A 23416-nucleotide genomic window follows, 5' to 3' on the forward strand; every position below is an offset into this window, starting at 1 on the left:
GGACAAATGAATCTACAAGAGAAAGTACAATTAATAAAAGAAATCCATGTACTGACCCATCAACTTGAACACCGTGCTTTGAGTTTTTATGAAACTGCGCTTTCTAAACGTCGGATTCATGAAATTTTTGCCTTATGCGATGAACCGATTTTTCAAAAGCAAATATTAAGTTATCGTGCATTAACTAAGCCACAAATGGCTGCAACTGAATTTTCCAAACAAACGCCATATTCATTGTTATTTCGTGGCTATTTTAACCATGATGCTGCACTTGAAAATGCTTTATATCAATATCCAGAGATGGGTTGGGCCTTGCTGCATGACCATGAATTAGGTTGGCAAGTGTGGATGATTCCAGCCAAACAGCGCACGGCTTTACTCAGTGAATGGGGTAATTTTAGCGAATGCTATGATTGGTTAATTGAACAACAACAGCTATATAAATGTTTAATTAGTGATATCGATCTACGTCTACATGCCTTACGCCTAAAGGATGAAATCATTACAGCGCCAAGCTGTGTTGCAGCAAGTGTGGACGACCTACTGCCAATTGAAGCGATAAATAAAGACGGATCTGTCGATCTAGATCATTGCGATAAGCAAATCAATGAAGCGGATACGTTGCTTCATAACTCAAATACAAATAAACCGGAGCTTTCTGCACCTGATACCGTTCCTCTTGTTCTAATTGAGCAGCCAACACATGCCCCATCGGAGGAACATCTCAACACGACAATGGCAGGCGTTGAACTTCCTGAACAGGTTCAAATCGCTCAATATACCGCTCGCGTTCAAACGCTGCAAAACATCGATGCGCAATTGGCCTTGTATGAATTGCAGTTTATAGATCAGCCTGAACTCACAACGCAGCTTGATGTTCTATTACATACGACAGATGGTACAGATTGGAAAAACCAGCCACTGTATTTAGCAGAGCAAATCAATACCGAAGGTCGCTTCATCAAATATCTCTTGTTGTTTGGTGCGCAAACGCAAATGGAAGCCATTCGACTCTCTCAACTGTTTTGCCAACAACATCAACATGAACTTGCCGCGATTAAAGTCATGACATGGGACAATCTAGAGCAACTCTGTGCTGCACCTGATCAGCTCTATCAACAGTCTCAGCAGGCTGAAATGATTTGGTCGCAAAACGACTATTATCCATTTATCCCGGCACAGTTAGTTCATACGCAAAAATTCATTCATTTTGATGAACCTGAACCGACGCTACATACCCCGCTGTTATTATTACAAGAACGTCAAAAATTACGTTTAATCCACGGTCAAAAACGCATGGCACTCTTGCGTACCGAACAAGCCCTTCCTTATTTGATCCTCCATCGACAGCAAGGTTTAAATTGGCAAAGCATCCAAAATGTGATCCAACAATTGCCTCAACCCATTGATGTGATTTCGCTTTATCAAGCACTTAAGCAAATGACCGAAGATTAATTGCATTTATTTTGTAGTTTGGCTTGCATTTATTCGACAAAAATAACGAAACTACAGATGCAGGATACTCAGATGATAATTAAATAGAGCCAAAACATATGCATAAAAAACAACAGTACTTTATTCGGACTTTGCTTTTTTCCGCATCAATAAGCTTGATGTATCAAGTTGCTTGGGCCAATGAAACTGATGCTGTCGTCAATGAAACTGAGGGGCAACATTCTCAGGAAGTGCCTGCAACCGAGCAAAGTTCACCGTATATCATGCCAAAGACCTATGATTTTTTAGATCAAATTCCACGTTGGATTGATGCAACACCGACCTTCTTACCTGAACAATCAGATCACCCCATTGTTCCGACAACAGAACAAACGGAAAATAATAGCTGGACCGATCGACAACAGAAGAAAGTCCGAAATTGGGCAGATCAAACGGCCGTTCGCATGGATAACTGGTTTGGGCAAAGTGAGCCTGATAAACCAGCCAATGCTACCCTTAGGGTGATTTTAGACAACAGTTGGAATAAGCACGATGAATACGAAATTAAGCCACGTATTCGCGGTAAAATTAAGCTTCCCACTTTAGAAAAAAAATTGAGTGTAGTCTTTGGTGATGACTCACTTGATAATGAATTAGAAAATAATGCTGCAATTACCAATGAAAACCCTGCGGGGCGTAGTGATAAAAATTATGACAATAAGCAAACCCGTGAAGATAACAGTTCGCTCGCGTTACGTTGGTCAGAAATTTCAGATCGACTGCCTTTCGAAACTGACGTTGATCTAGGTTTACGTTCTGGTGATGACCTATATGTCCGCTTAAAAGCAGCTAAAAAATGGCAACTCGACAATGATTACAGTTTTTTAGCCGAACAAATTTATCGTTATGGTATCGATAGTGAAAATTATCTAAGAACCAATTTAGAATTAACCCATGCCCGTCCAGGCCAACCCTTTATCTCAAACCAATTCAACCTGACCTATGCAGATGCACAGGATGATGATCTGAAATGGGATAACTTCAGTTACCGCCAACACCAATTTTTTAAAGGTAACCGATTCAACTACGGCCTATATACAGGTGGTTTTTACAATAACGATCAACTGCGTTTAAACAGTTGGGGACCCTATGTATCATGGCGACAGCCCTTTCTGCGCGAATGGTTTTATATCCAAGGTGATCTCAACTACCTCAACAACCATCGTGACGATAAAAGCCACTTTGTGGGCGCTTTAGTGCGCCTTGAAGCCTTGTTCTAGAACCCGCTATTTCACAGCGAATAAAAAGCCCATCTCAACAGGATGGGCTTTTTTTAAATAACTCAGCTTCAATTTTTCTTAATCACACGTACACGATCATTACGTACAATACTTGGCTGTTTTTCAGCGACTTTTTTCACTTTAGGAAAACTATACTGAACACGATCATTTCGCATCACACGGCGACTATCAACAAAAGGGTTGATATCGTATTGTGCGATCTGCTTTGAAACCTGCACACGGTCATTACGCACCATTTTTTGCTTAGCGCTGTCTGCCTGAGCAGATTGCATGAGGCCCATAGAGAGCAGCGAGCCATTACAGCGATCACTAAAATTTTCATCTTAAGATTCCCAATACTTAACGATCGCTATTATAGATTAATTATTTATTTTTAATTTATTTTAAAGATTAAAACATGGACGTTTTTATTCATGTGCTCTATCGAAAAACCAAATAAAAAAACCTCCCGAAGGAGGTTCATTTCATATCTACCGTTACTTCAGCAATAAGCTGTTAATCCGTTTGATGTATTGGGCAGGATCTTCGGGTAAACCGCCTTCAGCAATCAACGCTTGATCGAAGATCACATTCGCCAAATCATCAAATTGCGCTGAACCTTCTAATTTTTGTACCAACGGATGGGATGGATTGATTTCCAAGACTGGTTTTGACTCGGGAACCGCTTGTCCTGCTTGTTTTAGCATACGGACCAGTTGCGGTGATAACTCACCCTCAGCCACCACCAAACACGCAGGAGAGTCCACTAAACGTGTTGTTACACGCACTTCAGAGGTCTTATCTTTTAACGCATCCGACAGTTTTTCAACAACAGGTTTAAACTGCTCAGCAGCTTCCTCAAGTGCTTTTTTCTCTTCAGCATCTTGTAGATCACCCAAATCAACTGCACCTTTCGATACATTCTGTAATGGTGTTCCATCAAACTCAAAAACAAATTCCATCGCCCACTCATCCACTCGTTCAGTCATGAGCAGCACTTCGATACCTTTTTTCTTGAACAATTCAAGTTGTGGTGAGTTTTTCGCAGCATTTAAACTATCAGCAGTCACATAGTAAATTGCCTTTTGGCCTTCTTTCATATTGGCTTTATAGTCTGCAAATGATGTTTTCACTTCATCATTATTTGACGAAGCAAAGCGTAATAATTTTAGAATACGCTCACGATTCGCCATGTCTTCGCCTAAGCCTTCTTTTAAGACTGAACCAAACTCAGCGTAGAATTTTGCAAACTTCTCTTGATCAGCAACATCTTCAGATTTCGCCAAACCATCTAGCACCGTTAAAATACGGCGGGCGTTACCTTCACGAATCGTTTTAACGTCGCGACTTTCTTGTAATAATTCACGGCTTACATTAAGTGGTAAGTCTGCGCTATCCACCACACCTTGAACAAAACGTAAATAATTTGGAATCAAATTATCCGCATCATCCATGATAAATACACGTTTCACATACAGCTTAATTCCTGCTTTAGCTTCACGTGTGAAAATATTGCTTGGTGCGCGAGATGGAATATAAAGTAACTGTGTATATTCCGTACTTCCCTCTACACGGTTGTGTGTCCACGCAAGCGGGGCTTCAAAATCATGGCTCAGGTTTTTATAAAACTCAGTATATTGTTCTTCACTGATCTCATTTTTATTACGCGTCCATAATGCACTTGCTGAGTTAATCGCTTCCCATTCATCCGTCAGTACATATTGACCAGGTTTTGCGTCTTCGCCTTCGGCAGCTTCCTCTTGTTGCCAAACTTCTTTCTGCATCTCAATTGGCAAACTAATATGATCAGAGTATTTATTAATAATCTGCTTAACTTTGTAACGATCTAAATAATCTAAAGCATCCTCGCGTAAATGCAAAATGATGTCGGTTCCACGTGAAGCCTTATCAATTGGCTCTACATCAAACTCACCTGTACCATTACTAACCCAACGTACCCCTTCAGCGGCATTTACCCCAGCACGACGTGATTCCACTGTAATTTTTTCAGCAACAATAAAACCTGAATAGAAGCCCACACCAAATTGACCAATCAATTGTGCATCTGACTTTTGATCACCCGTAAGCTTCGACATAAAATCTTTAGTGCCAGACTTAGCAATCGTACCCAAATGATCAATCGCTTCTTGTTGTGTCATACCAATACCATTATCCGAAATGGTAATTGTCTTCTGCTCTTTATTTAAATGAATACGCACATGTAAATCTGGATCATTTTCATAATATTCAGGATGGTTAATCCCTTCAAAACGCAATTTATCACAGGCATCAGATGCGTTTGATACTAACTCACGAAGGAAAATTTCAGGATTTGAATATAAAGAATGTGTTACTAAATGCAGTAACTGAGCCACTTCCGCTTGGAAGCTGTGTTTTTGAGATTGTTGTTCGCTCATCAGTCTCTCCGTTCATACTGAGTAAAATTATCAATTGCCTATATGAATGGAGGGACTTCACTATTTTTCAATAGTGTGAATGGAAAATTTTTATTCTATCGCACTAAATTTTAAGGTTTAAAAAGGTCCTTGTTTATAAACGCGGTCCATGTAGAGATCCAGTTTTTGCTGCCGCATTTTATATACATCACTTAAACAACTGACATTGTCACGGCACTGATCGCGTAGTTGTAGCCATTTTATTTGTTGATCTTGAATTGCACCACGTGTCCCCATGGGAACCAAATGACGAATAATCGTATAGGTTGTTGCCATTTTGACATCGGCATCATTAATACTACGGTTATCACAAACCGCATGTTCGGTAATGGTTTTCGCCTTTTTACAATCAAAACTTGCGGCATAACTTGTCGAAATAAAATAAGCACTGCCCAAGACCAGCATACCCTGAATAATTTTTTTCATCGTCTTTTCTCTTCATCCAACTTGCTGATTTATCTCGACTCTAACAGTTCTACCTAAATTTTCTATTGCCTATTTGTTCAATTCGATCAACTGATGGATGGAATATGCTGCATAAAAAAACCCTGCCATTCGACAGGGTTTTAAAATTAGCTACAGCTTAGAATTTGTAGCTATAACCAATTGTATACACCATTGGATCGATATCTAAATCAAAAGTTGTAACATCTTTAATTTCAACTTCTGGGCTGATCTGTGCATAACGCGCATCAAAGAAAACACCCCAGTTTTTTGCATCAGCTGGCTGGTAGTTAAAACCGACTTGACCTGCAAAACCAAAGTCTTCTTTTACTTTTACTTTAGCACCAGCTAAATCACCACTTGCTTTTTCATCCCACGCAACAAATGCTGTACCACCTACACCAATATACGGTGTGAAACGTGTTGAATTTTTAAAGTTATATTTTGCAGTAATTGTAGGTGGCAAATGTTTGACCTTCACACCAGCATCTACAGCACCTGTAACATTTACATCATGACTTATTGGCGTTGCCAAAAGTAATTCAGCTGAAATGTTGTCATTAAAGAAATATTCAATTGATGGTGTAAATGCATATTCATGATCTGCTTCAACATTTACTGCGCCGTTTAAAATACTTGTGTCAGAAGTAGGGGCTACCACAGAACCACCAACTTTCACTTGCCATTGACCAGCCATAGCTGATGCAGACATACCCAATAATGCAATAAGAGCAGCTTGTTTTAACATTTTTAAACAACCTTCTAGAATGAATAATTAATATTAAACATTAGTATTAAAATTATGCAATAACATTATTTAATAATTTATTACATTATTATATAAGTTATTATTAATTAAATATATTTATTTTAATCATAGTGCAATGCTTGGTTTTATATTTTCACCGTTATAATTAATTTATTATTCATAATATACCAACCTTTTTAATCAGAATTAATAAAATGAATTATTTTAATCCAACCAAAATCCTCAGAATTAAATAACAAAAAAGGCGATTATATAATCGCCTTTTTATTTATCTTTGAAAATTTTTTAGAGTACTATTGCGGCAATCCAACCAAAGATCATTAATGGAATATTGTAGTGAATAAAAGTTGGTACCACACTGTCTTTCATATGATCATGTTGACCATCCATATTTAAGCCAGATGTTGGACCCAATGTCGAGTCCGAGGCCGGAGAACCCGCATCACCTAATGCCGCTGCTGTACCAATCAACGCAATAGTCGCCATTGGACTAAAACCAAATTGAATACAAAGTGGTACATAAATAATGGCCAAAATTGGGATTGTTGAGAATGAAGAACCAATACCTAAGGTAATTAATAACCCAATTAATAACATCCAAAATGCCGCTAAACCTTGACTGTTTCCAATCCATTCAACTGAAGCTTGTACCAGTGTTGGTACTTGATTCGTAGCCTCAATCACAGATGCAAAGCCTTGCGCAGAAATCATAATGAAACCCACCAGTGCCATCATGCGCATACCACTGATAATGACATCGTCGGCTTCTTTCCACTTAAAGATACCTGCACAGCTTAAGATCGCAACACCAACGAGACCGGCCAAAATCATCGACTCAGATATGACTTGAACAGAAAGCGTAGCAACCACTGCAACCGCAGCCATAATCAAAGTAAATTTAGCGACTTGTGGTTTACCATTTTCATCTGCTTTTACATCAGAGGAGATGGTGTGCTGTGATTCCTTAACCTGAACGTCAGCATACTCTCGTGGTTTACGGTAGCTATAAAAAACAGCAATTAATAAGCCAACAAACATCCCAAATACTGGAATTGCCATAGCAGTTGGAATTTGATCATAGCTGATGTTGAAACCGTATGGCTTACCAAAGGTATTGATGTTTTGACCTAAAATATCATTAAGGAAAATAGCACCAAAACCAAAAGGTACCAGCATATAAGTCGCCACAAGACCAAAAGTCAGAACACAAGCAATCAAACGACGGTCAAGTTTTAAATGATTAAATACGCTGAGTAATGGTGGAATTAATACTGGAATAAACGCAATGTGCACTGGAATCACGTTTTGTGAACATACGGCGGCTAAAGCGATAGTAGCGAAAATTACGTATTTCACGCGATTCTGGGCTTTCACATTACTGTTACCTTTGAGTTTAGTAATGAGTTGATAAGCCAGTAAATCTGGCAGACCTGAACGCGCAAGTGCCAAAGCAAATGCCCCCAACACGCCATAAGCAAGTGCGATTTGAGCACCGTTGCCTAAGCCACTATTAAACGCTTCGATGGTGCCATGAATACCAAGACCAGCTAACAAGCCACCTGTTACTGCACCAATGATCAGCGCAAATACAACAGGCACGCGTGCCAGCGACAGTCCAAACATGACTGTAATTGCGGCAAGAATAGCAAACATAAGAAAAAAGGGAGTCTGACAAAAAACCGTATTTTATCAGAATTTGCTCGCTATTTAGCCCCCTATCGATGAAACTGCCACTGTTGAACGATTTACTTAAAGCTGCTGTGATTGCGCAAATTGAGCGATGTAACTTGCAATTTTTTCGGGTTGGCTCAGCACGGCCCAATGATTGGCATTGACTTCAACTACAGATAAATCTTCAACCCAATTAGGTAATTCTTTAATGTAATCTGGACTGACAAAATTATCATGTTTCAACACAATCGCTTGTACAGGACAGACGGCATGACGTTGTCTAGGCTGAGTTAAGCGGGGAATAAAATTAGCACGGTAAAGTGCAATACCGTGTTTACCATCATGCTGAATATTATGATTCAAAGGCAATTCTTGAGTACGTTCTAAATCATTCACAATTTTTCCCCAACGTTCAGCATTCAAAAAATGCCACGCGGTCGGTGCCAAAAATGGTAATTGGAATACCCCGATGTACCATGACTTACTTAATAATTTGAGTAATTTTTTCTGCTGATGCTTAAAGCTATTTCTGAGTAAAAATGCCGCATGATCCAAACATGGCCCAGAAATAGTTGAATAAGACAAAATACGTGAGCGAAATTTTGGCTCAGTCACCGATTCCCAAGATTGGATAGAGCCCCAATCATGCGCGGCCAAATGAAAACTACGCTCGCCTAATACTGCTTGCGTCACACTATCCAAATCAAGTGAAAGTTGTTCTAAACGGTAATCTCGTACTTTACGGGGCACAGAGGACTGCCCTGCACCTCGCACGTCATAGCTCACAATATAAAATTCAGAACCAAGATGTTCAATAACCGGTTCCCATACTTCCTGATTATCAGGATAACCATGAACCAAAACCAAAGCGGGCTTGGTTTCATCACCCCATGTCTTTACATAGAGCCGTTGTTGATCTGTGGTATTCACCCATTGCGTATTTAGTGGTTGCATTCTTCTAGTCCTTTTATCGATTCCATCGAATTGACGTTTTATTTATGAACATGGGCAATGTGATCAATGCCACAGTTTTGAAACTCATTTAGTATGCAAAGTTCAGCATAAAAAAAAATTGACCCAGTATGAGCATAATCCAGAAAATAATGACAATGCCTATTGTCTCTAAATTCTTACTCAATCATTATGCCCCTTATAAAGGTGCTGGCATTTCGATTGATAAAATTGATCTCGCCAATTATCACATTCGCGTCAAAATGCCATTAACTCGAAAAAATCAAAATATTGTCGGTGTACATTTTGGCGGTAGTCTATATTCAATGGTTGACCCATTTTATATGTTGATTTTGATGCATCATCTTGGCTCACGTTATATCGTGTGGGACAAAGCTGCAAATATTCAATTTTTATCCCCTGGGCGTGGAACGGTATACGCTGACATCCAGCTCGACCCAAATGAAATCAATCATATTAAAAACTTAGCAGATAACCACGCACCTGTACTACGGAACTATAGCTTAAATATTTTTGATGAAGCAGGCTTACGTATCGCTGAAGTTCAAAAAACCCTATACATTCGTCGCAAGCAACCTCGTCCACGCAAATAAAAAAGGCGCTTATCTTTAAGCGCCTTTTCATTCAAATTTATCGGATTGGATTAGCGATTTTGCTCAATTGCAGCACCTGCGCCACCACCGATTGCACCACCAATCGCAGCACCAGTGTTACCACCAAAGATACTTTTACCGACTGCAGAACCAATCGCACCACCTACACCACTATATGTGGCATTTCGGTTTGAACCGTTTTGAGTTTTACTACCGACAGCTGCACCAGCACCACCACCAACGGCTGCACCTACACCACCACCGACATTATTACCCACACCACCACCTATGGCACCACCTAAAGCTGCAGCACCAATACGTTGTTCATTTGGCGACATGCTTTCACAACCAGCAAGCATTAGGGTCGACATCATCGCGACTGCGCATACGCTCATTACTTTTTTCATTGTGATGTTCCTTGTCTTCTTCAATACCTATGATTCTAAAACCATTGTATGAAACAATTAAATTTAGCTTGTTACGGCTTGGAGCATAAATGCTGCATTTTGTAAAAAACCACGCCTAATCGCTCACGAATCACTCAGGGTTTTCATCCAAAATCATCAAATCTTTTGTGGTTTCACCATTTTCAGTCAGCACAGCATGGGAGAGTTTGGCTTTGCTTTCTGGATCTGTTGCCTGATCTAGTTTTAGCGTGCGTTTAATGGGTTCCTGCCCTTTCTTAAACTCTACACCTTCTGCATCAATATTGGTGTTTTGACGAATAATCTGACCATCCTGCTTCACCGTAGTCTTGGTTTCAATTTTAGAAGTCGGGACGATGACACCACCACGTTGTAGTACTGGAATGGATAATTTCTTTTCAGAAAAATCACCTTGGTGATCAGAAAGTTCAATTTCACGTGCCACGACATCCTGACCTTTATTGGTCATTTCTAACACTGTTGCAGTCACTTGACGTACAGGTTCTTGACCTGCAACACGGCGAATCACTTCTGTTTTTAGTACTGGAACTACAGCTTTATCTTCTACCACAATCGAATTGGGCATAGGTGCAGCAATCGCTGTCAATGAGCTGAATAATGCAGAAACTGCGAATAATTGCTGTGTGAATTTCATCAAAAGACCCCGTTATGTTTTAAATTTAAAAATCAAGAGATTTGTTATGTTCTATTTTTACTATAGGAAATAATTCGACATTTAGAAAGCTTTAATTTTCAAATAATCTGTATAAAAAAAGCCACCCGAAGGTGGCTTTTTTGAATGATTTAAGGGCTAATTAAAGACCGTTAAATTCATCGCTAAATGCTTGGCTTAATGCTTGATCAACATCAGAGAAGTCATTGTGAAGCTCAAGCTCTGCAGCTTCAGACTCTTGACGACGACGTTCTAAGTGGTAAGCCAAACCTGTACCCGCTGGGATCAGACGACCTACAACTACGTTTTCTTTCAGACCACGTAATTCATCTTCTTTACCTGTTACAGCAGCCTCAGTTAACACACGAGTTGTTTCCTGGAACGATGCAGCAGAAATGAACGAGTCAGTAGAAAGCGACGCTTTGGTAATACCCATCAATTGACGTTCAAACTTCGCTGGGAACTTGTTCTGAGCTGCCACAGCTTGGTTTTCTTGAACAACGCGGATGTATTCCACTTGCTCGCCTTTGATGAAGCTTGTATCACCACCGTCAGTGATTTCAACTTTACGAAGCATTTGACGTACGATCACTTCAATGTGCTTGTCGTTGATTTTTACACCTTGCAGACGGTATACGTCCTGAACTTCGTTCACGATGTAGTTTGTCAGTGCAACTTCGCCTTTCAAACGTAAGATGTCGTGTGGGTTTTGCGGACCATCAGAAATGGTTTCACCACGGTTCACATGCTCGCCTTCGAACACGTTAATCGTACGCCATTTCGGAATTAGCTCTTCGTAAATCTCAGAGCCATCATCTGGAGTAATCACAAGACGGTTCTTACCTTTGGTCTCTTTACCGAAGCTTACGATACCTGAAATTTCAGCAAGGATCGCATGTTCTTTCGGTTTACGTGCTTCGAACAAGTCAGCTACACGCGGTAGACCACCGGTAATATCACGTGTACGTGAAGATTCTTGTGGTACACGACCAATAACGTCACCGACACCAATTGTTTCGCCGTCGCGCACAGTCAGAATCGTGTTTTGTGGTAGGAAGTAGAACTGTTCGCCGCCATCTGTTGTATCCAATACAACAGCTGGACGCATATCTTTACCAGATGCTGGACGTGAAGTTACTGGAAGTACCTCAATAGTCGTCATACCTGTTGCATCATCAGTTTTCGATGTCACAGTTACGCCATCAGCGATTTGGCTGAAACGCACTTTACCTGCAACTTCGGTAACCAATGGATGTGTATGCGGATCCCAAGTCGCTACGATACCGCCAGCTTCCACAGCTTCTCCATCTTTAATGATGATTGAAGCACCGTATGGAATTTTGTAACGTTCGCGTTCACGACCGATGTCATCCGCGATACCGATTTCACCTGAACGTGAAGTTGATACCAAGTGACCTTTAGCGTGTTGTACTGTTTTCACATTGTGGAAACGTACTGTACCTTTGTTACGAACTTGTACGCTGTTAGCAGCAGAAGTTCGGCTCGCAGCACCACCTACGTGGAATGTACGCATTGTTAACTGTGTACCTGGCTCACCAATTGATTGAGCAGCCATTACACCCACAGATTCACCTGGATTCACCAAGTGACCGCGAGCAAGGTCACGTCCGTAACATTTCGCACATACACCGAAAGTAGATTCACAGTTTACAACTGAACGTACTTTCACTTCATCGACACCTTGCTCTTCTAAGTAGTTTGCAAGTTTTTCGTCGATTAAAGTATTACGTGGAAGAATCACATCATCCGAACCTGGTTTCTTCGCATCTTCAGCAAGTACACGACCCAATACTCGAGTACCTAAGTTCTCGATGACATCGCCACCTTGAATGAACGGAGTCATTACAAGACCGTCGAAAGTACCACAATCTGGCTCAGTAATTACCAAGTCTTGTGCAACGTCAACCAAACGACGAGTCAAGTAACCTGAGTTCGCAGTTTTCAATGCAGTATCGGCCAAACCTTTACGTGCACCGTGTGTTGAAATGAAGTACTGAAGTACGGTCAAACCTTCACGGAAGTTCGCTTTAATTGGTGTTTCAATGATCGAACCATCTGGTTTCGCCATCAAACCACGCATACCCGCTAACTGACGAATCTGAGCTGCCGAACCACGGGCACCTGAGTCAGACATCATGTAGATCGAGTTGAATGATTTTTGTTTCTCGTCTTCACCCTGTTTGTTTTTAACAGTTGTGAAAGACAAGTTATCCATCATCGCTTTCGCTACTTGGTCGTTTGTACGCGCCCAAATATCGACAACTTTGTTATAACGTTCGCCGGCAGTTACGAAACCTTGCTCGAATTGTTGTTCAATTTCACGAACTTCAACTTCAGCTTTTTCGATAATTGCTTGTTTTTGTGGCGGAATCAACATGTCTTCCATACCAACAGACACACCTGAGTGAGTCGCTTGACGGAAGCCCAAGTACATCAATTGGTCAGCAAAGATAACAGTATCTTTTAGACCTAATTTACGGTAGCAAGAGTTGATCAATTTAGAGATGTTCTTTTTAGTCATCTCAACGTTGATTTGTTGGAAATCCATACCTTCAGGTACAACTTCCCAAAGTAAACAACGACCTGGAGTTGTGTCTACAACAATGGTTTGTTGTTCACGGTTACCATTTTCATCAATGACAGTTTGGTGTACACGTGCTTTTACGCGAGCGTGTAAATCAACTTGACCTGTTGCAAGTGCACGGTTTACTTCGTCAGTATCCGCAAACACCATGCCTTCACCTTTGGCATTGATTGCATCACGAGTGATGTAGTACAAGCCTAAGACAACGTCCTGAGAAGGTACGATGATTGGCTCACCGTTCGCAGGAGAAAGAATGTTGTTTGTTGACATCATTAACGCACGAGCTTCTAACTGAGCTTCAAGTGTTAATGGTACGTGTACCGCCATTTGGTCACCGTCGAAGTCGGCGTTGAACGCAGCACATACGAGTGGGTGAAGACGGATCGCTTTACCTTCAATCAGGGTTGGTTCAAATGCTTGAAGACCCAAACGGTGAAGTGTAGGCGCACGGTTCAACATCACTGGATGTTGACGAATTACGTGAGCAAGTACGTCCCAAACTTCTGGAGTTTCACGCTCAACCATTTTCTTCGCAGCTTTAATGGTTGTCGCTTGGCCAGATGCTTGTAGTTTCGCAAAAATGAATGGTTTGAATAATTCAAGCGCCATTTTTTTCGGAAGACCACATTGGTGAAGACGTAAAGTCGGACCTACGGTAATTACCGAACGACCAGAGTAATCGACACGTTTACCCAATAAGTTTTGACGGAAACGACCTTGTTTACCTTTGATCATGTCTGCCAAAGATTTAAGAGGACGTTTATTCGAACCAGTAATTGCGCGACCACGACGACCGTTATCAAGTAATGCATCAACAGACTCTTGTAACATACGTTTTTCGTTACGTACGATAATGTCTGGTGCTGCAAGGTCTAGTAGACGTTTTAAACGGTTGTTACGGTTGATCACACGACGGTAAAGATCGTTCAAGTCAGAAGTCGCAAAACGACCACCTTCTAGAGGAACCAACGGACGAAGATCAGGTGGAAGTACTGGAAGTACATTCATCACCATCCATTCTGGCTTATTGTTCGATTCTTTGAACGCTTCCATCAATTTCAGACGTTTAGAAGCTTTTTTAAGCTTTGTTTCTGAAGTCGTATTTGGAATTTCTTCACGAAGACGTGAAATTTCAGCTTCAAGATCGATGTCTTTCAACAAATCTTGAACTGCTTCCGCACCCATTTTCGCAGTGAATTCATCACCGTGTTCTTCTAAAGCAGTGAAGTATTCTTCATCGTTTAGAAGTTGGTATTTCTCAAGTGGAGTCATACCTGGGTCAGTTACAACGTATGATTCGAAATACAATACACGTTCGATATCACGTAAAGTCATGTCTAAAAGCAGACCAATACGGCTAGGAAGTGATTTTAAGAACCAAATATGTGCAACTGGAGAAGCAAGGTCAATATGACCCATACGCTCACGACGTACTTTTGCAGTTGTTACTTCAACGCCACATTTTTCACAAATGACGCCTTTGTATTTCATACGCTTGTATTTACCACACAAGCATTCGTAATCTTTTACTGGACCAAAGATTTTGGCACAGAATAAACCATCACGTTCAGGTTTGAACGTACGGTAGTTAATGGTTTCAGGCTTTTTAACTTCACCATGAGACCACGACTTAATCATTTCTGGTGACGCAAGACCAATACGGATGCGATCAAACTCTACAGGAGCATGACCGTCTGAATCCGTCTTTTTGCGCATGATATCGAGCAAGTCTTTCAATTTTTTTCTCCGTGTGTTGTGGAGATTTTCACTTCACAACTGGGTCACAAATATTGTTTTTTAACTGAATTTTAATCCCCCTTAATCCCCCTTTTTCAAAGGGGGAAAAGTCCCTCTTTTGCAAAGAGGGATTTAGGGAGATTTAATGGAGATTCTTAGTCACCATTTTTCAGTTCAATGTTGATACCTAAAGAACGGATCTCTTTGGTCAATACGTTGAACGATTCAGGCATACCTGGGTCCATGTAATGGTTACCATCTACAATGTTCTTATAGATACGGGTACGACCTTCAACGTCATCCGACTTCACAGTAAGCATTTCTTGAAGTGTATATGCTGCACCGTAAGCTTCGAGTGCCCATACTTCCATCTCACCGAAACGCTGACCACCGAATTGTGCTTTACCACCAAGCGGCTGTTGAGTTACTAGAGAGTAAGAACCAGTAGAACGCGCATGCATCTTGTCGTCAACCAAGTGGTTCAGTTTCAACATGTACATGTAACCCACAGTTACTGGACGGTCAAAACGTTCACCTGTACGACCATCATACAATACTGTTTGACCAGTACGTGAAATGCCACCAAGTTCTAACAATTCTTTGATTTGTGATTCTTCAGCACCATCAAATACTGGTGTTGCTAAAGGAACACCTTTACGCAAGTTACCTGAAAGCACCAAGATTTCTTCATCAGTCAAGCTATCAAGATCTTCTTGTTCGCCACCAACTTTATTGTAAATCTTGTCTAAGAAATCACGAAGCTCAAGTACAGTACGTTGCTCTTTCATCATCTTGTCGATTTGATCGCCAAGACCTTTAGCTGCCATACCTAAGTGAGTTTCAAGAATCTGACCCACGTTCATACGTGATGGTACACCCAGTGGGTTAAGTACAACATCAACTGGAACACCGTTTGCATCGTGTGGCATGTCTTCTACAGGTAGGATGTTTGATACAACACCTTTGTTACCGTGACGACCCGCCATTTTATCACCCGGTTGGATGCGACGTTTTACAGCCAAGTAAACTTTAACAACTTTCAATACGCCAGTTGTCAGTTCATCGCCTGTAGATAATTTGCGCTTTTTCTCTGCAAATTTCTCATCAATTTCAAGGCTCTTCTCTTTCAAGAACACTTGAATTTGAGTTAAACGTTCAGCAATCGCTTCGTCGACTGGTTGGATTTCAATAAGATCAACCAACTCAAGACCAGACAATAACTCTTCAGTTAATTTGTCACCGCGTTTAGTTGTACCGCCACCGTTAGATTCTTGACCTTTCAACAAACGAACAATACGTTCACGAGCTGCTTCTTCAAAGATTTTGAATTCTTCTTTCAAATCTTTACGGTAAGCATCTAATTGAGCTTTTTCAATTGCTTGAGCACGTTCGTCTTTTTCAAGACCATCACGTGTAAACACTTGAACGTCAATAACAGTACCTTTAACACCAGAAGATACACGTAAAGATGAATCTTTAACGTCAGCCGCTTTTTCGCCGAAGATTGCACGAAGAAGTTTTTCTTCCGGAGTAAGTTGGGTTTCACCCTTAGGTGTTACTTTACCTACAAGGATATCGCCCGCTGTTACTTCAGCACCGATGTAAACAATACCTGACTCATCAAGTTTAGAAAGTGCTGCTTCACCCACGTTCGGGATATCGGCAGTAATTTCTTCCGCACCCAATTTAGTATCACGTGCTACACATGACAATTCTTGAATGTGGATTGATGTTAAACGATCTTCTTGAAGCACACGCTCAGATAATAAGATCGAGTCTTCATAGTTGTAACCGTTCCAAGTCATGAATGCTACGCGCATGTTTTGACCCAATGCCAATTCACCGCCATCTGTAGATGGACCATCAGCTAATACGTCACCACGACCCACTTGATCACCAAGGCTTACAAGCACTTTTTGGTTAATACAAGTGTTTTGGTTAGAACGTGTATATTTGATCAGGTTGTAGATATCTACACCTGCTTCACCCGCGATCATTTCGTCTTCGTTTACACGAATAACAACACGAGACGCGTCAACGAATTCAATACGGCCACCACGTTTCGCAAGAACACATACACCTGAGTCGTGCGCTACGTTTGCTTCCATACCTGTACCAACAAGCGGCTTGTCAGCGATCAACGTAGGTACTGCCTGACGTTGCATGTTTGAACCCATCAATGCACGGTTGGCATCATCGTGTTCAAGGAATGGAATAAGTGATGCGGCAACAGATACAACCTGCTGTGCAGATACGTCCATATGCGTCACTTTTTCAGGAGGCATACGTACGAAATCACCTTGGTGACGTACAGAAACAAATTCTTCTGTTAAGTTACCGTCTTTATCTAAACCTGAATCGGCCTGTGCAATCACAGTACCTACTTCTTCAATCGCAGAAAGATATTCAACGTCATCCGTTACACGACCATCAACAACTTTACGGTAAGGCGTTTCTAAGAAACCAAAATCATTCGCTTTCGCATAAACAGAAAGTGAGTTGATCAAACCAATGTTTGGACCTTCAGGAGTCTCAATTGGACATACACGACCGTAGTGAGTTTGATGTACGTCACGTACTTCGAAGCCCGCACGTTCACGAGTCAAACCACCTGGGCCCAATGCTGATACACGACGTTTGTGTGTAATTTCAGACAACGGGTTGTTTTGGTCCATGAACTGAGACAACTGGCTTGAACCAAAGAATTCTTTGATTGCAGCAGCAACTGGTTTCGCATTGATTAAATCTTGCGGAGACAAGTTATCAGTTTCAGCTTGAGATAAACGTTCTTTAACAGCACGTTCAACACGAACTAGACCAACACGGAATTGGTTTTCTGTCATTTCACCAACAGAACGAACACGACGGTTACCCAAGTGATCGATATCGTCGACTTCACCTTTACCGTTACGGATTTCAACTAATGTTTTCAATACATCAGTGATGTCTTCGTTCGAAAGAATACCTTCAACTTCACGAGACTTCTGATCCGTACCCACTTCGTAAGGACGACCCAAACGACGGTTGAACTTCATACGACCTACTGGTGATAAGTCATAACGTTCAGAAGAGAAGAACAAGTTGTTGAATAAGTTTTCAGCAGCTTCTTTTGTTGGTGGCTCACCCGGACGCATCACTTTGTAGATTTCTACAAGTGCTTCTTCACGACCAGTTGTAGTATCTGCACGTAAAGAGTCCGCAATGAATGGGCCACGGTCGATGTCATTGGTATAAAGTACGTTGAATTGTTTAACGCCGCCTTCAGCCAATTTCACCATAATTTCATGGCTTAGTACTGTATTTGCAGCAATTACTTCGCCATCACGTAACGTTACATCTTCAGCAACAATACGTTCATATAGGTATTCATCAGGAACAGAAAGTTTTTCAAGACCTGCTGCTTCCATTTGACGAACATGGCGCGCGTTAATACGTTTACCTTGTTCAACAATTGTCTTACCGTCTGTACCCACGATATCAAACTGTGCCATTTCGCCACGTAGACGTTCTGGAACCAAGTCAATTTGATAGCTACCCATATCAAGATATACAGGTACTTTTTCGTAGAACATGTCTAGGATTTGTTCGTTGTTATAACCCAAGGCACGAAGCACAACAGTCGCAAGTAATTTACGACGACGGTCAATACGAACATATACAAGATCTTTTGCATCGAATTCAAAGTCTAACCATGAACCACGGTAAGGAATGATACGAGCAGAGTAAAGAACTTTACCGCTAGAGTGAGTTTTGCCTTTATCGTGGTCAAAGAATACACCTGGTGAACGGTGTAATTGAGATACGATTACACGCTCAGTACCATTGATCACAAAGGTACCGTTGTCTGTCATAAGTGGCATTTCACCCATGTAGACTTCTTGCTCACGCACATCTTTGATTGTTTTAGTTTCGCGATCTTTAATGATCAGACGAATTTTTACACGCATTGGCGCCGCATAAGTTGAGCCACGAAGAATACATTCGCGCACATCAAATTCAGGCTTACCAAGACTATACTCAACAAATTCTAAAGCAGCATTGCCAGAATAACTTTCAATAGGAAAAACTGAACGAAATGCGGCTTGGAGACCGATATCTTCGCGGTTTTTTGGAGTTTTGCCGTCTTGAAGGAAAGTTCGGTACGAGTCGACTTGAATCGCGAGCAAGTACGGAACATCCATTACCTTGGGCAATTTACCAAAATTCTTACGGATCCGTTTCTTTTCGGTATATGAGTATGCCATCTGGAGTCCTCGGAAAGTAAACTAAGTCCGCCTGCAGAACGAACTTAGAAGGAATTACGCAGGCCGATATGGCCACCACTTTCACAAATGCTGCAATTTTTAGTGGTATTAAAACGCTTAACAATATTTTTTTACTGAAAAATATTGGTAAGCGTTTGGTTTTATCAATTATTTTTAATTTGTATGATTTTTATATCATGCAAACAAAAATCGAGCCGATTATTGTAACGCAAAAAGGCTGATGACCCAAGGGCCACCAGCCATTTTTTGGAGCCGATTATAAAAAAATCGACTCCCCTTAAGATTACTTAAGTGTAACTGTAGCACCAGCTTCTTCAAGTTTTTTCTTAAGTTCTTCGCCTTCTTCTTTAGAAACGCCTTCTTTAAGAACTGAAGGAGCGCTTTCAACAAGATCTTTAGCTTCTTTAAGACCAAGGCCAGTAGCTTCACGAACTGCTTTAATTACAGCAACTTTGTTAGCACCGAAAGAAGTCAACTCAACGTTGAATTCTGATTGTTCTTCAGCAGCAGCACCAGCAGCGCCAGGAGCAGCAGCAACTGCTACAGCAGCAGCAGATACGTTGAATTTTTCTTCGAAAGCAGAAATAAGTTCAACAAGTTCAAGAACAGTTTTTTCAGCAACTGCGTTTAAGATTTCTTCGTTTGTTAAAGCCATGAGAGTAACTCCAAATGGGTATTGAATGGTGTGTAAATTGATTTAAGCTTAAGCAGCTTCTGACTCGTTTTTCTCTTTGAGCGCAGTAATAAGGCGACCCAATTTCGAAATAGGAGCTTGAAGAACGTTTGCAAGCATAGTAAGCGCTTTCTCTTGGTTTGGAAGGTTCGCGATAACGCTAACTTCAGCACCTTGATAAACTTTACCGTCAAATGCAGCAGCTTTAAGTTCAAATGCTTTATTAGTTTTAGCAAATTCTTCAAACAAACGAGCAGCTGCGCCCATGTCGTCTTCAGAAGTTGAGAAAGCTAAGATTGTTGGGCCAACAAGGTTGTCGCTCAAGATATTGAATTGAGTATCTTGAAGAGCACGTTTAGCCAAAGTGTTACGAACTACACGAGTAGCAACACCTAGTTTACGAGCTTCAACACGTAGAGCAGTTAATTGCTCAACAGTTAAACCTTGATAGTCAGCAACAACAGCAGCATACGCAGTAGAAGCAACTTCAGTTACTTCAGCTACGATCTGTTTTTTGCCTTCGATAAGAAGAGCCATTGTAAAACCTCCTAACGGTGATTTATGCACCTATACAGATGCACTCCCAATTCGTTAGCTCATCACTGAACCAACACGCGGAGGAGGAACAAATCACACCACCGCGTCTACTCAGGCTGGGCTATTAAGAAGAAAGCATAAAACTCCCCTCGCCTGAGGTCTTTGACGCTGATAAATCTAAATTTATCAATTCAAAGTTTGCCTGAATCACGCAATATACGACGGAACATTTCTTGCGTAATATTTAAAGCAGTGCTTCAAATATTACTCAGGGCTTTAAAATTCTGTAATAAGTCGAAACTTATTTAGAAACGTTTGCTACATCAACAACAAGACCAGGACCCATAGTTGAGCTTAAAGTGATCTTTTGGATGTAAACACCTTTAGAAGTAGCAGGTTTTGCTTTCTTAAGGTCAGCTACAAGAGCTTCAACGTTTGAACGAACAGCTTCAGCAGTGAAACCTACTTGACCGATCGCAGCGTGGATAATACCCGCTTTGTCTACACGGTAACGTGCTTGACCAGCTTTCGCGTTTTTAACAGCAGAAGCTACGTCAGGAGTTACAGTACCCACTTTAGGGTTTGGCATTAAGCCACGTGGACCAAGAATCGTACCTAACTTACCAACAACGCGCATTGCATCCGGAGCTGCAATTACTACGTCAAAGTCAAGGTTACCCGCTTGGATGCTTTCAGCAAGATCATCAAAACCAACAACGTCCGCGCCTTCAGCTTTAGCAGCTTCAGCAGCAGCGCCTTGAGCAAACACAGCTACACGTACAGTTTTACCAGTACCTGCAGGAAGTGTAGTCGCGCCACGAACAACTTGGTCAGATTTACGAGGATCAACACCTAGGTTTACAGCAACATCCAAAGATTCTTTGAATTTTACTGCTGGAAGGCCGTTAAGAACTGCAACTGCTTCTTCCAAAGTGTAAACTTTGTTAGCTTCAACAGCAGCAACAATGGCTTTTTGACGTTTAGTTAATTTAGCCATGTCTTATAGCTCCACTTCCAAGCCCATAGAACGCGCAGAACCAGCAATGGTACGTACACGTGCGTCTAAATCAGCACCAGTAAGATCTGGTTCTTTAGTAGTCGCAATTTCTTCTAATTGAGCGCGAGTCAACTTACCAACTTTAGTTTTGTTAGGTACAGCTGAACCCTTTTGGATGCCCGCAGCTTTCTTAAGAAGAATCGCAGCAGGAGGAGTTTTCATGATGAATGTGAACGACTTGTCGTTGTACACAGTGATCACTACTGGAATTGGAAGACCAGCTTCAACTTTTTGTGTCGCAGCATTGAATTCTTTACAGAATGCCATGATGTTAACACCACGTTGACCTAGTGCAGGACCAATCGGTGGAGATGGATTTGCTTTACCAGCTGGAACTTGCAGCTTGATATAGCCGTCAATCTTCTTAGCCATTTCAATTACCTCTGGGTACTAACGCCGCTAGGCTCCCCATACATATAAGTAACGATACCGTTACAACAACAATGCCCGACTCATAACAAATCGGGCGTTTATCAACCAAGTTAAATTAAACCGATTTTTCGACTTGGCGAAATTCCAGCTCAACCTGAGTTGGTCGATTAAATACATTAATCGTCAACGTTAAACGTGACTTATCGTATAGAACTTCTTCCACCACGCCTTTAAAATCGGTAAATGGACCGTCAATTACGAGTAATTCTTCACCTGGTTCAAACATCGTCTTGGGACGAGGTGCTTCGCCAGTATTGCGTACACGTGCAAGAATCGCATCAGCTTCTTTTTGCGTAATTGGTGCAGGCTTTTCTGCAGTACCACCGATGAAACCTAATACTTTTGGACATTCTTTAACAATATGCCAAGTTTCATCATTCATTTCCATCTCGACTAACACATAGCCGGGAAAGAATTTACGCTCAGATTTACGTTTCTTACCATCCTTCATTTCCACTACTTCTTCAGTAGGGACAAGGACTTCACCAAAGCTATCGGCTACAGCGCTACGCTGGATTCGATCATTAAGTGAGCGTAACACTTGTTTTTCATAACCAGAATAGGCATGAATAATGTACCAACGTTTCATAGCTCTCTTACCCGATAATAAACTTCATTAACCAGCTCAAAGCATAGTCAAAGCACCATAATAAAATAGATGCCACTAAGACTACCGCAAGTACCTGCCAAGATGTGGTCATGGTCTCTTGCTTGGTTGGCCAAGTCACTCGACGTAACTCAATTCGAGCATCTTTCAACAATCGAACAAAGCCTTTGCCTTGATGGGTGGCGTATAATAAACCTAAAGCCACGATGATACAAGCCAAAATTACCCCAACACGGACCCAAACATCATTCGCTGGTGCCCAGTATGCTGGCAAATGTTGATTCACCATCATAGAACTACCGAGTAAAATCAACGCGATAACCCACAGAACATAGTCTAAAGGGGAACCAGAATTAACAACTTCAGCAGGATTATTTCTTTGAGGAATTGGCGCGTCGCTTAATGCGTCACGCGATTTATCATTCGACATTTTTGTACTCGTCGTAGGATTCGCGACTTATTATATGACCAGTTGAGCCAGCATCAAGCTTCTTTTTAAAAAAATTTGGCAGGCCAGGAGGGACTCGAACCCCCAACATTCGGTTTTGGAGACCGACGCTCTACCAATTGAACTACTGACCTGCAGAGCAAATCGAGAGTCGAAACTCTCGATCTGTACAAAGATAACTGTATTATATTATGCAGTTACTTTAGAAACAACACCCGCACCAACTGTACGACCACCTTCACGGATCGCAAAGCGTAAGCCAGCGTCCATTGCGATTGGGTGGATTAATTCTACTGACATTTCTACGTTGTCACCAGGCATAACCATTTCAACGCCTT

The 23416-nt window shown here is 41.3% G+C and carries 19 protein-coding genes, 1 tRNA gene and 1 pseudogene; 3 read left to right on the top strand and 18 right to left on the bottom strand.

Annotation, left to right across the window (positions count from 1 at the left end; genetic code table 11):
• The first annotated feature begins 6 nt into the window (after positions 1–6).
• Both FTU34_RS06085 and FTU34_RS06090 read left to right on the top strand, forming a co-directional pair.
• Complete coding sequence (locus tag FTU34_RS06085; RefSeq protein WP_180035016.1) at positions 7–1455, top strand: hypothetical protein; 1449 nt, start codon at positions 7–9, stop codon at positions 1453–1455.
• Between the two features lie 98 nt (positions 1456–1553).
• Positions 1554–2714 carry a hypothetical protein gene (locus tag FTU34_RS06090; RefSeq protein ID WP_180035017.1) on the top strand — a complete coding sequence of 387 codons (1161 nt, stop codon included), beginning with the start codon at positions 1554–1556 and terminating at the stop codon, positions 2712–2714.
• A 68-nt stretch (positions 2715–2782) separates the two neighbouring features.
• Here the strand turns inward: FTU34_RS06090 and FTU34_RS06095 are convergent, their stop codons facing one another.
• From FTU34_RS06095 to FTU34_RS06120, 6 genes are all read right to left on the bottom strand, one after another.
• On the bottom strand, positions 2783–3007 hold the full coding sequence (locus FTU34_RS06095) for a hypothetical protein (RefSeq protein WP_180035018.1): 225 nt from the start codon (positions 3005–3007) through the stop codon (positions 2783–2785).
• Between the two features lie 204 nt (positions 3008–3211).
• Entirely contained in the window at positions 3212–5131 is a 1920-nt protein-coding gene (gene htpG, locus FTU34_RS06100; RefSeq protein WP_180035019.1) for a molecular chaperone HtpG, read from the bottom strand.
• Between the two features lie 117 nt (positions 5132–5248).
• The gene (locus FTU34_RS06105; RefSeq protein ID WP_078189819.1) at positions 5249–5596 is read right to left on the bottom strand and encodes a lysozyme inhibitor LprI family protein; all 348 of its coding nucleotides are present in this window, start codon (positions 5594–5596) and stop codon (positions 5249–5251) included.
• A gap of 157 nt (positions 5597–5753) precedes the next feature.
• On the bottom strand, positions 5754–6362 hold the full coding sequence (locus FTU34_RS06110) for an OmpW family protein (RefSeq protein ID WP_180035020.1): 609 nt from the start codon (positions 6360–6362) through the stop codon (positions 5754–5756).
• 306 nt (positions 6363–6668) lie between these two features.
• Entirely contained in the window at positions 6669–8036 is a 1368-nt protein-coding gene (locus FTU34_RS06115) for a Na+/H+ antiporter family protein (RefSeq protein WP_180035021.1), read from the bottom strand.
• A gap of 96 nt (positions 8037–8132) precedes the next feature.
• Positions 8133–9008, bottom strand: coding sequence for an alpha/beta fold hydrolase (locus FTU34_RS06120; RefSeq protein ID WP_078192838.1), 876 nt, complete (start codon positions 9006–9008; stop codon positions 8133–8135).
• Between the two features lie 128 nt (positions 9009–9136).
• Here FTU34_RS06120 and FTU34_RS06125 point away from each other — a divergent pair, with 128 nt between their 5' ends.
• A complete protein-coding gene (locus FTU34_RS06125) occupies positions 9137–9619 on the top strand; it encodes a DUF4442 domain-containing protein (protein WP_078189823.1) in 483 nt (160 codons plus the stop codon).
• A gap of 50 nt (positions 9620–9669) precedes the next feature.
• On the opposite strand, the gene FTU34_RS06130 is transcribed toward FTU34_RS06125, so the two are convergent.
• From FTU34_RS06130 to tuf, 12 genes and pseudogenes are all read right to left on the bottom strand, one after another.
• Entirely contained in the window at positions 9670–10026 is a 357-nt protein-coding gene (locus FTU34_RS06130; protein WP_078192840.1) for a DNA transfer protein p32, read from the bottom strand.
• 130 nt (positions 10027–10156) lie between these two features.
• On the bottom strand, positions 10157–10699 hold the full coding sequence (locus FTU34_RS06135) for a hypothetical protein (RefSeq protein ID WP_180035022.1): 543 nt from the start codon (positions 10697–10699) through the stop codon (positions 10157–10159).
• A gap of 160 nt (positions 10700–10859) precedes the next feature.
• Positions 10860–15059 carry a DNA-directed RNA polymerase subunit beta' gene (gene rpoC / locus FTU34_RS06140; RefSeq protein ID WP_078192842.1) on the bottom strand — a complete coding sequence of 1400 codons (4200 nt, stop codon included), beginning with the start codon at positions 15057–15059 and terminating at the stop codon, positions 10860–10862.
• 155 nt (positions 15060–15214) lie between these two features.
• Complete coding sequence (gene rpoB, locus FTU34_RS06145) at positions 15215–19303, bottom strand: DNA-directed RNA polymerase subunit beta (RefSeq protein WP_180035023.1); 4089 nt, start codon at positions 19301–19303, stop codon at positions 15215–15217.
• A gap of 304 nt (positions 19304–19607) precedes the next feature.
• The gene (gene rplL / locus FTU34_RS06150; RefSeq protein ID WP_078189828.1) at positions 19608–19979 is read right to left on the bottom strand and encodes a 50S ribosomal protein L7/L12; all 372 of its coding nucleotides are present in this window, start codon (positions 19977–19979) and stop codon (positions 19608–19610) included.
• 48 nt (positions 19980–20027) lie between these two features.
• Positions 20028–20534, bottom strand: coding sequence for a 50S ribosomal protein L10 (gene rplJ, locus FTU34_RS06155; RefSeq protein ID WP_111885844.1), 507 nt, complete (start codon positions 20532–20534; stop codon positions 20028–20030).
• A gap of 301 nt (positions 20535–20835) precedes the next feature.
• Positions 20836–21531: a 50S ribosomal protein L1 gene (gene rplA / locus FTU34_RS06160; RefSeq protein WP_078189830.1), complete on the bottom strand. Its 696-nt coding sequence runs from the start codon at positions 21529–21531 to the stop codon at positions 20836–20838.
• A gap of 3 nt (positions 21532–21534) precedes the next feature.
• Positions 21535–21963, bottom strand: a complete 429-nt coding sequence (rplK, locus tag FTU34_RS06165; protein ID WP_004868049.1) for a 50S ribosomal protein L11 — start codon at positions 21961–21963, stop codon at positions 21535–21537.
• A 115-nt stretch (positions 21964–22078) separates the two neighbouring features.
• Positions 22079–22612, bottom strand: coding sequence for a transcription termination/antitermination protein NusG (gene nusG, locus FTU34_RS06170; protein WP_078189831.1), 534 nt, complete (start codon positions 22610–22612; stop codon positions 22079–22081).
• A gap of 7 nt (positions 22613–22619) precedes the next feature.
• Positions 22620–23060 carry a preprotein translocase subunit SecE gene (gene secE / locus FTU34_RS06175; protein ID WP_078189832.1) on the bottom strand — a complete coding sequence of 147 codons (441 nt, stop codon included), beginning with the start codon at positions 23058–23060 and terminating at the stop codon, positions 22620–22622.
• A 76-nt stretch (positions 23061–23136) separates the two neighbouring features.
• Positions 23137–23212, bottom strand: a tRNA-Trp gene (locus FTU34_RS06180).
• A gap of 55 nt (positions 23213–23267) precedes the next feature.
• Positions 23268–23416 (bottom strand): annotated as a pseudogene (gene tuf / locus FTU34_RS06185) (elongation factor Tu); the annotation flags it as partial.

Origin of the sequence: Acinetobacter sp. YH12094 (assembly GCF_013419295.1) — a bacterium.
GTDB classification, from domain to species: domain Bacteria; phylum Pseudomonadota; class Gammaproteobacteria; order Pseudomonadales; family Moraxellaceae; genus Acinetobacter; species Acinetobacter amyesii.

Bases quoted from the DNA above. Each gene is read 5' to 3' on its own strand.
- FTU34_RS06085 (WP_180035016.1), top strand. From the start codon at position 7: ATGAATCTACAAGAGAAAGTACAATTAATAAAAGAAATCCATGTACTG.
- FTU34_RS06090 (WP_180035017.1), top strand. From the start codon at position 1,554: ATGCATAAAAAACAACAGTACTTTATTCGGACTTTGCTTTTTTCCGCA.
- FTU34_RS06095 (WP_180035018.1), bottom strand. From the start codon at position 3,007: ATGCAATCTGCTCAGGCAGACAGCGCTAAGCAAAAAATGGTGCGTAAT.
- htpG (WP_180035019.1), bottom strand. From the start codon at position 5,131: ATGAGCGAACAACAATCTCAAAAACACAGCTTCCAAGCGGAAGTGGCT.
- FTU34_RS06105 (WP_078189819.1), bottom strand. From the start codon at position 5,596: ATGAAAAAAATTATTCAGGGTATGCTGGTCTTGGGCAGTGCTTATTTT.
- FTU34_RS06110 (WP_180035020.1), bottom strand. From the start codon at position 6,362: ATGTTAAAACAAGCTGCTCTTATTGCATTATTGGGTATGTCTGCATCA.
- FTU34_RS06115 (WP_180035021.1), bottom strand. From the start codon at position 8,036: ATGTTTGCTATTCTTGCCGCAATTACAGTCATGTTTGGACTGTCGCTG.
- FTU34_RS06120 (WP_078192838.1), bottom strand. From the start codon at position 9,008: ATGCAACCACTAAATACGCAATGGGTGAATACCACAGATCAACAACGG.
- FTU34_RS06125 (WP_078189823.1), top strand. From the start codon at position 9,137: ATGAGCATAATCCAGAAAATAATGACAATGCCTATTGTCTCTAAATTC.
- FTU34_RS06130 (WP_078192840.1), bottom strand. From the start codon at position 10,026: ATGAAAAAAGTAATGAGCGTATGCGCAGTCGCGATGATGTCGACCCTA.
- FTU34_RS06135 (WP_180035022.1), bottom strand. From the start codon at position 10,699: ATGAAATTCACACAGCAATTATTCGCAGTTTCTGCATTATTCAGCTCA.
- rpoB (WP_180035023.1), bottom strand. From the start codon at position 19,303: ATGGCATACTCATATACCGAAAAGAAACGGATCCGTAAGAATTTTGGT.
- rplL (WP_078189828.1), bottom strand. From the start codon at position 19,979: ATGGCTTTAACAAACGAAGAAATCTTAAACGCAGTTGCTGAAAAAACT.
- rplJ (WP_111885844.1), bottom strand. From the start codon at position 20,534: ATGGCTCTTCTTATCGAAGGCAAAAAACAGATCGTAGCTGAAGTAACT.
- rplA (WP_078189830.1), bottom strand. From the start codon at position 21,531: ATGGCTAAATTAACTAAACGTCAAAAAGCCATTGTTGCTGCTGTTGAA.
- rplK (WP_004868049.1), bottom strand. From the start codon at position 21,963: ATGGCTAAGAAGATTGACGGCTATATCAAGCTGCAAGTTCCAGCTGGT.
- nusG (WP_078189831.1), bottom strand. From the start codon at position 22,612: ATGAAACGTTGGTACATTATTCATGCCTATTCTGGTTATGAAAAACAA.
- secE (WP_078189832.1), bottom strand. From the start codon at position 23,060: ATGTCGAATGATAAATCGCGTGACGCATTAAGCGACGCGCCAATTCCT.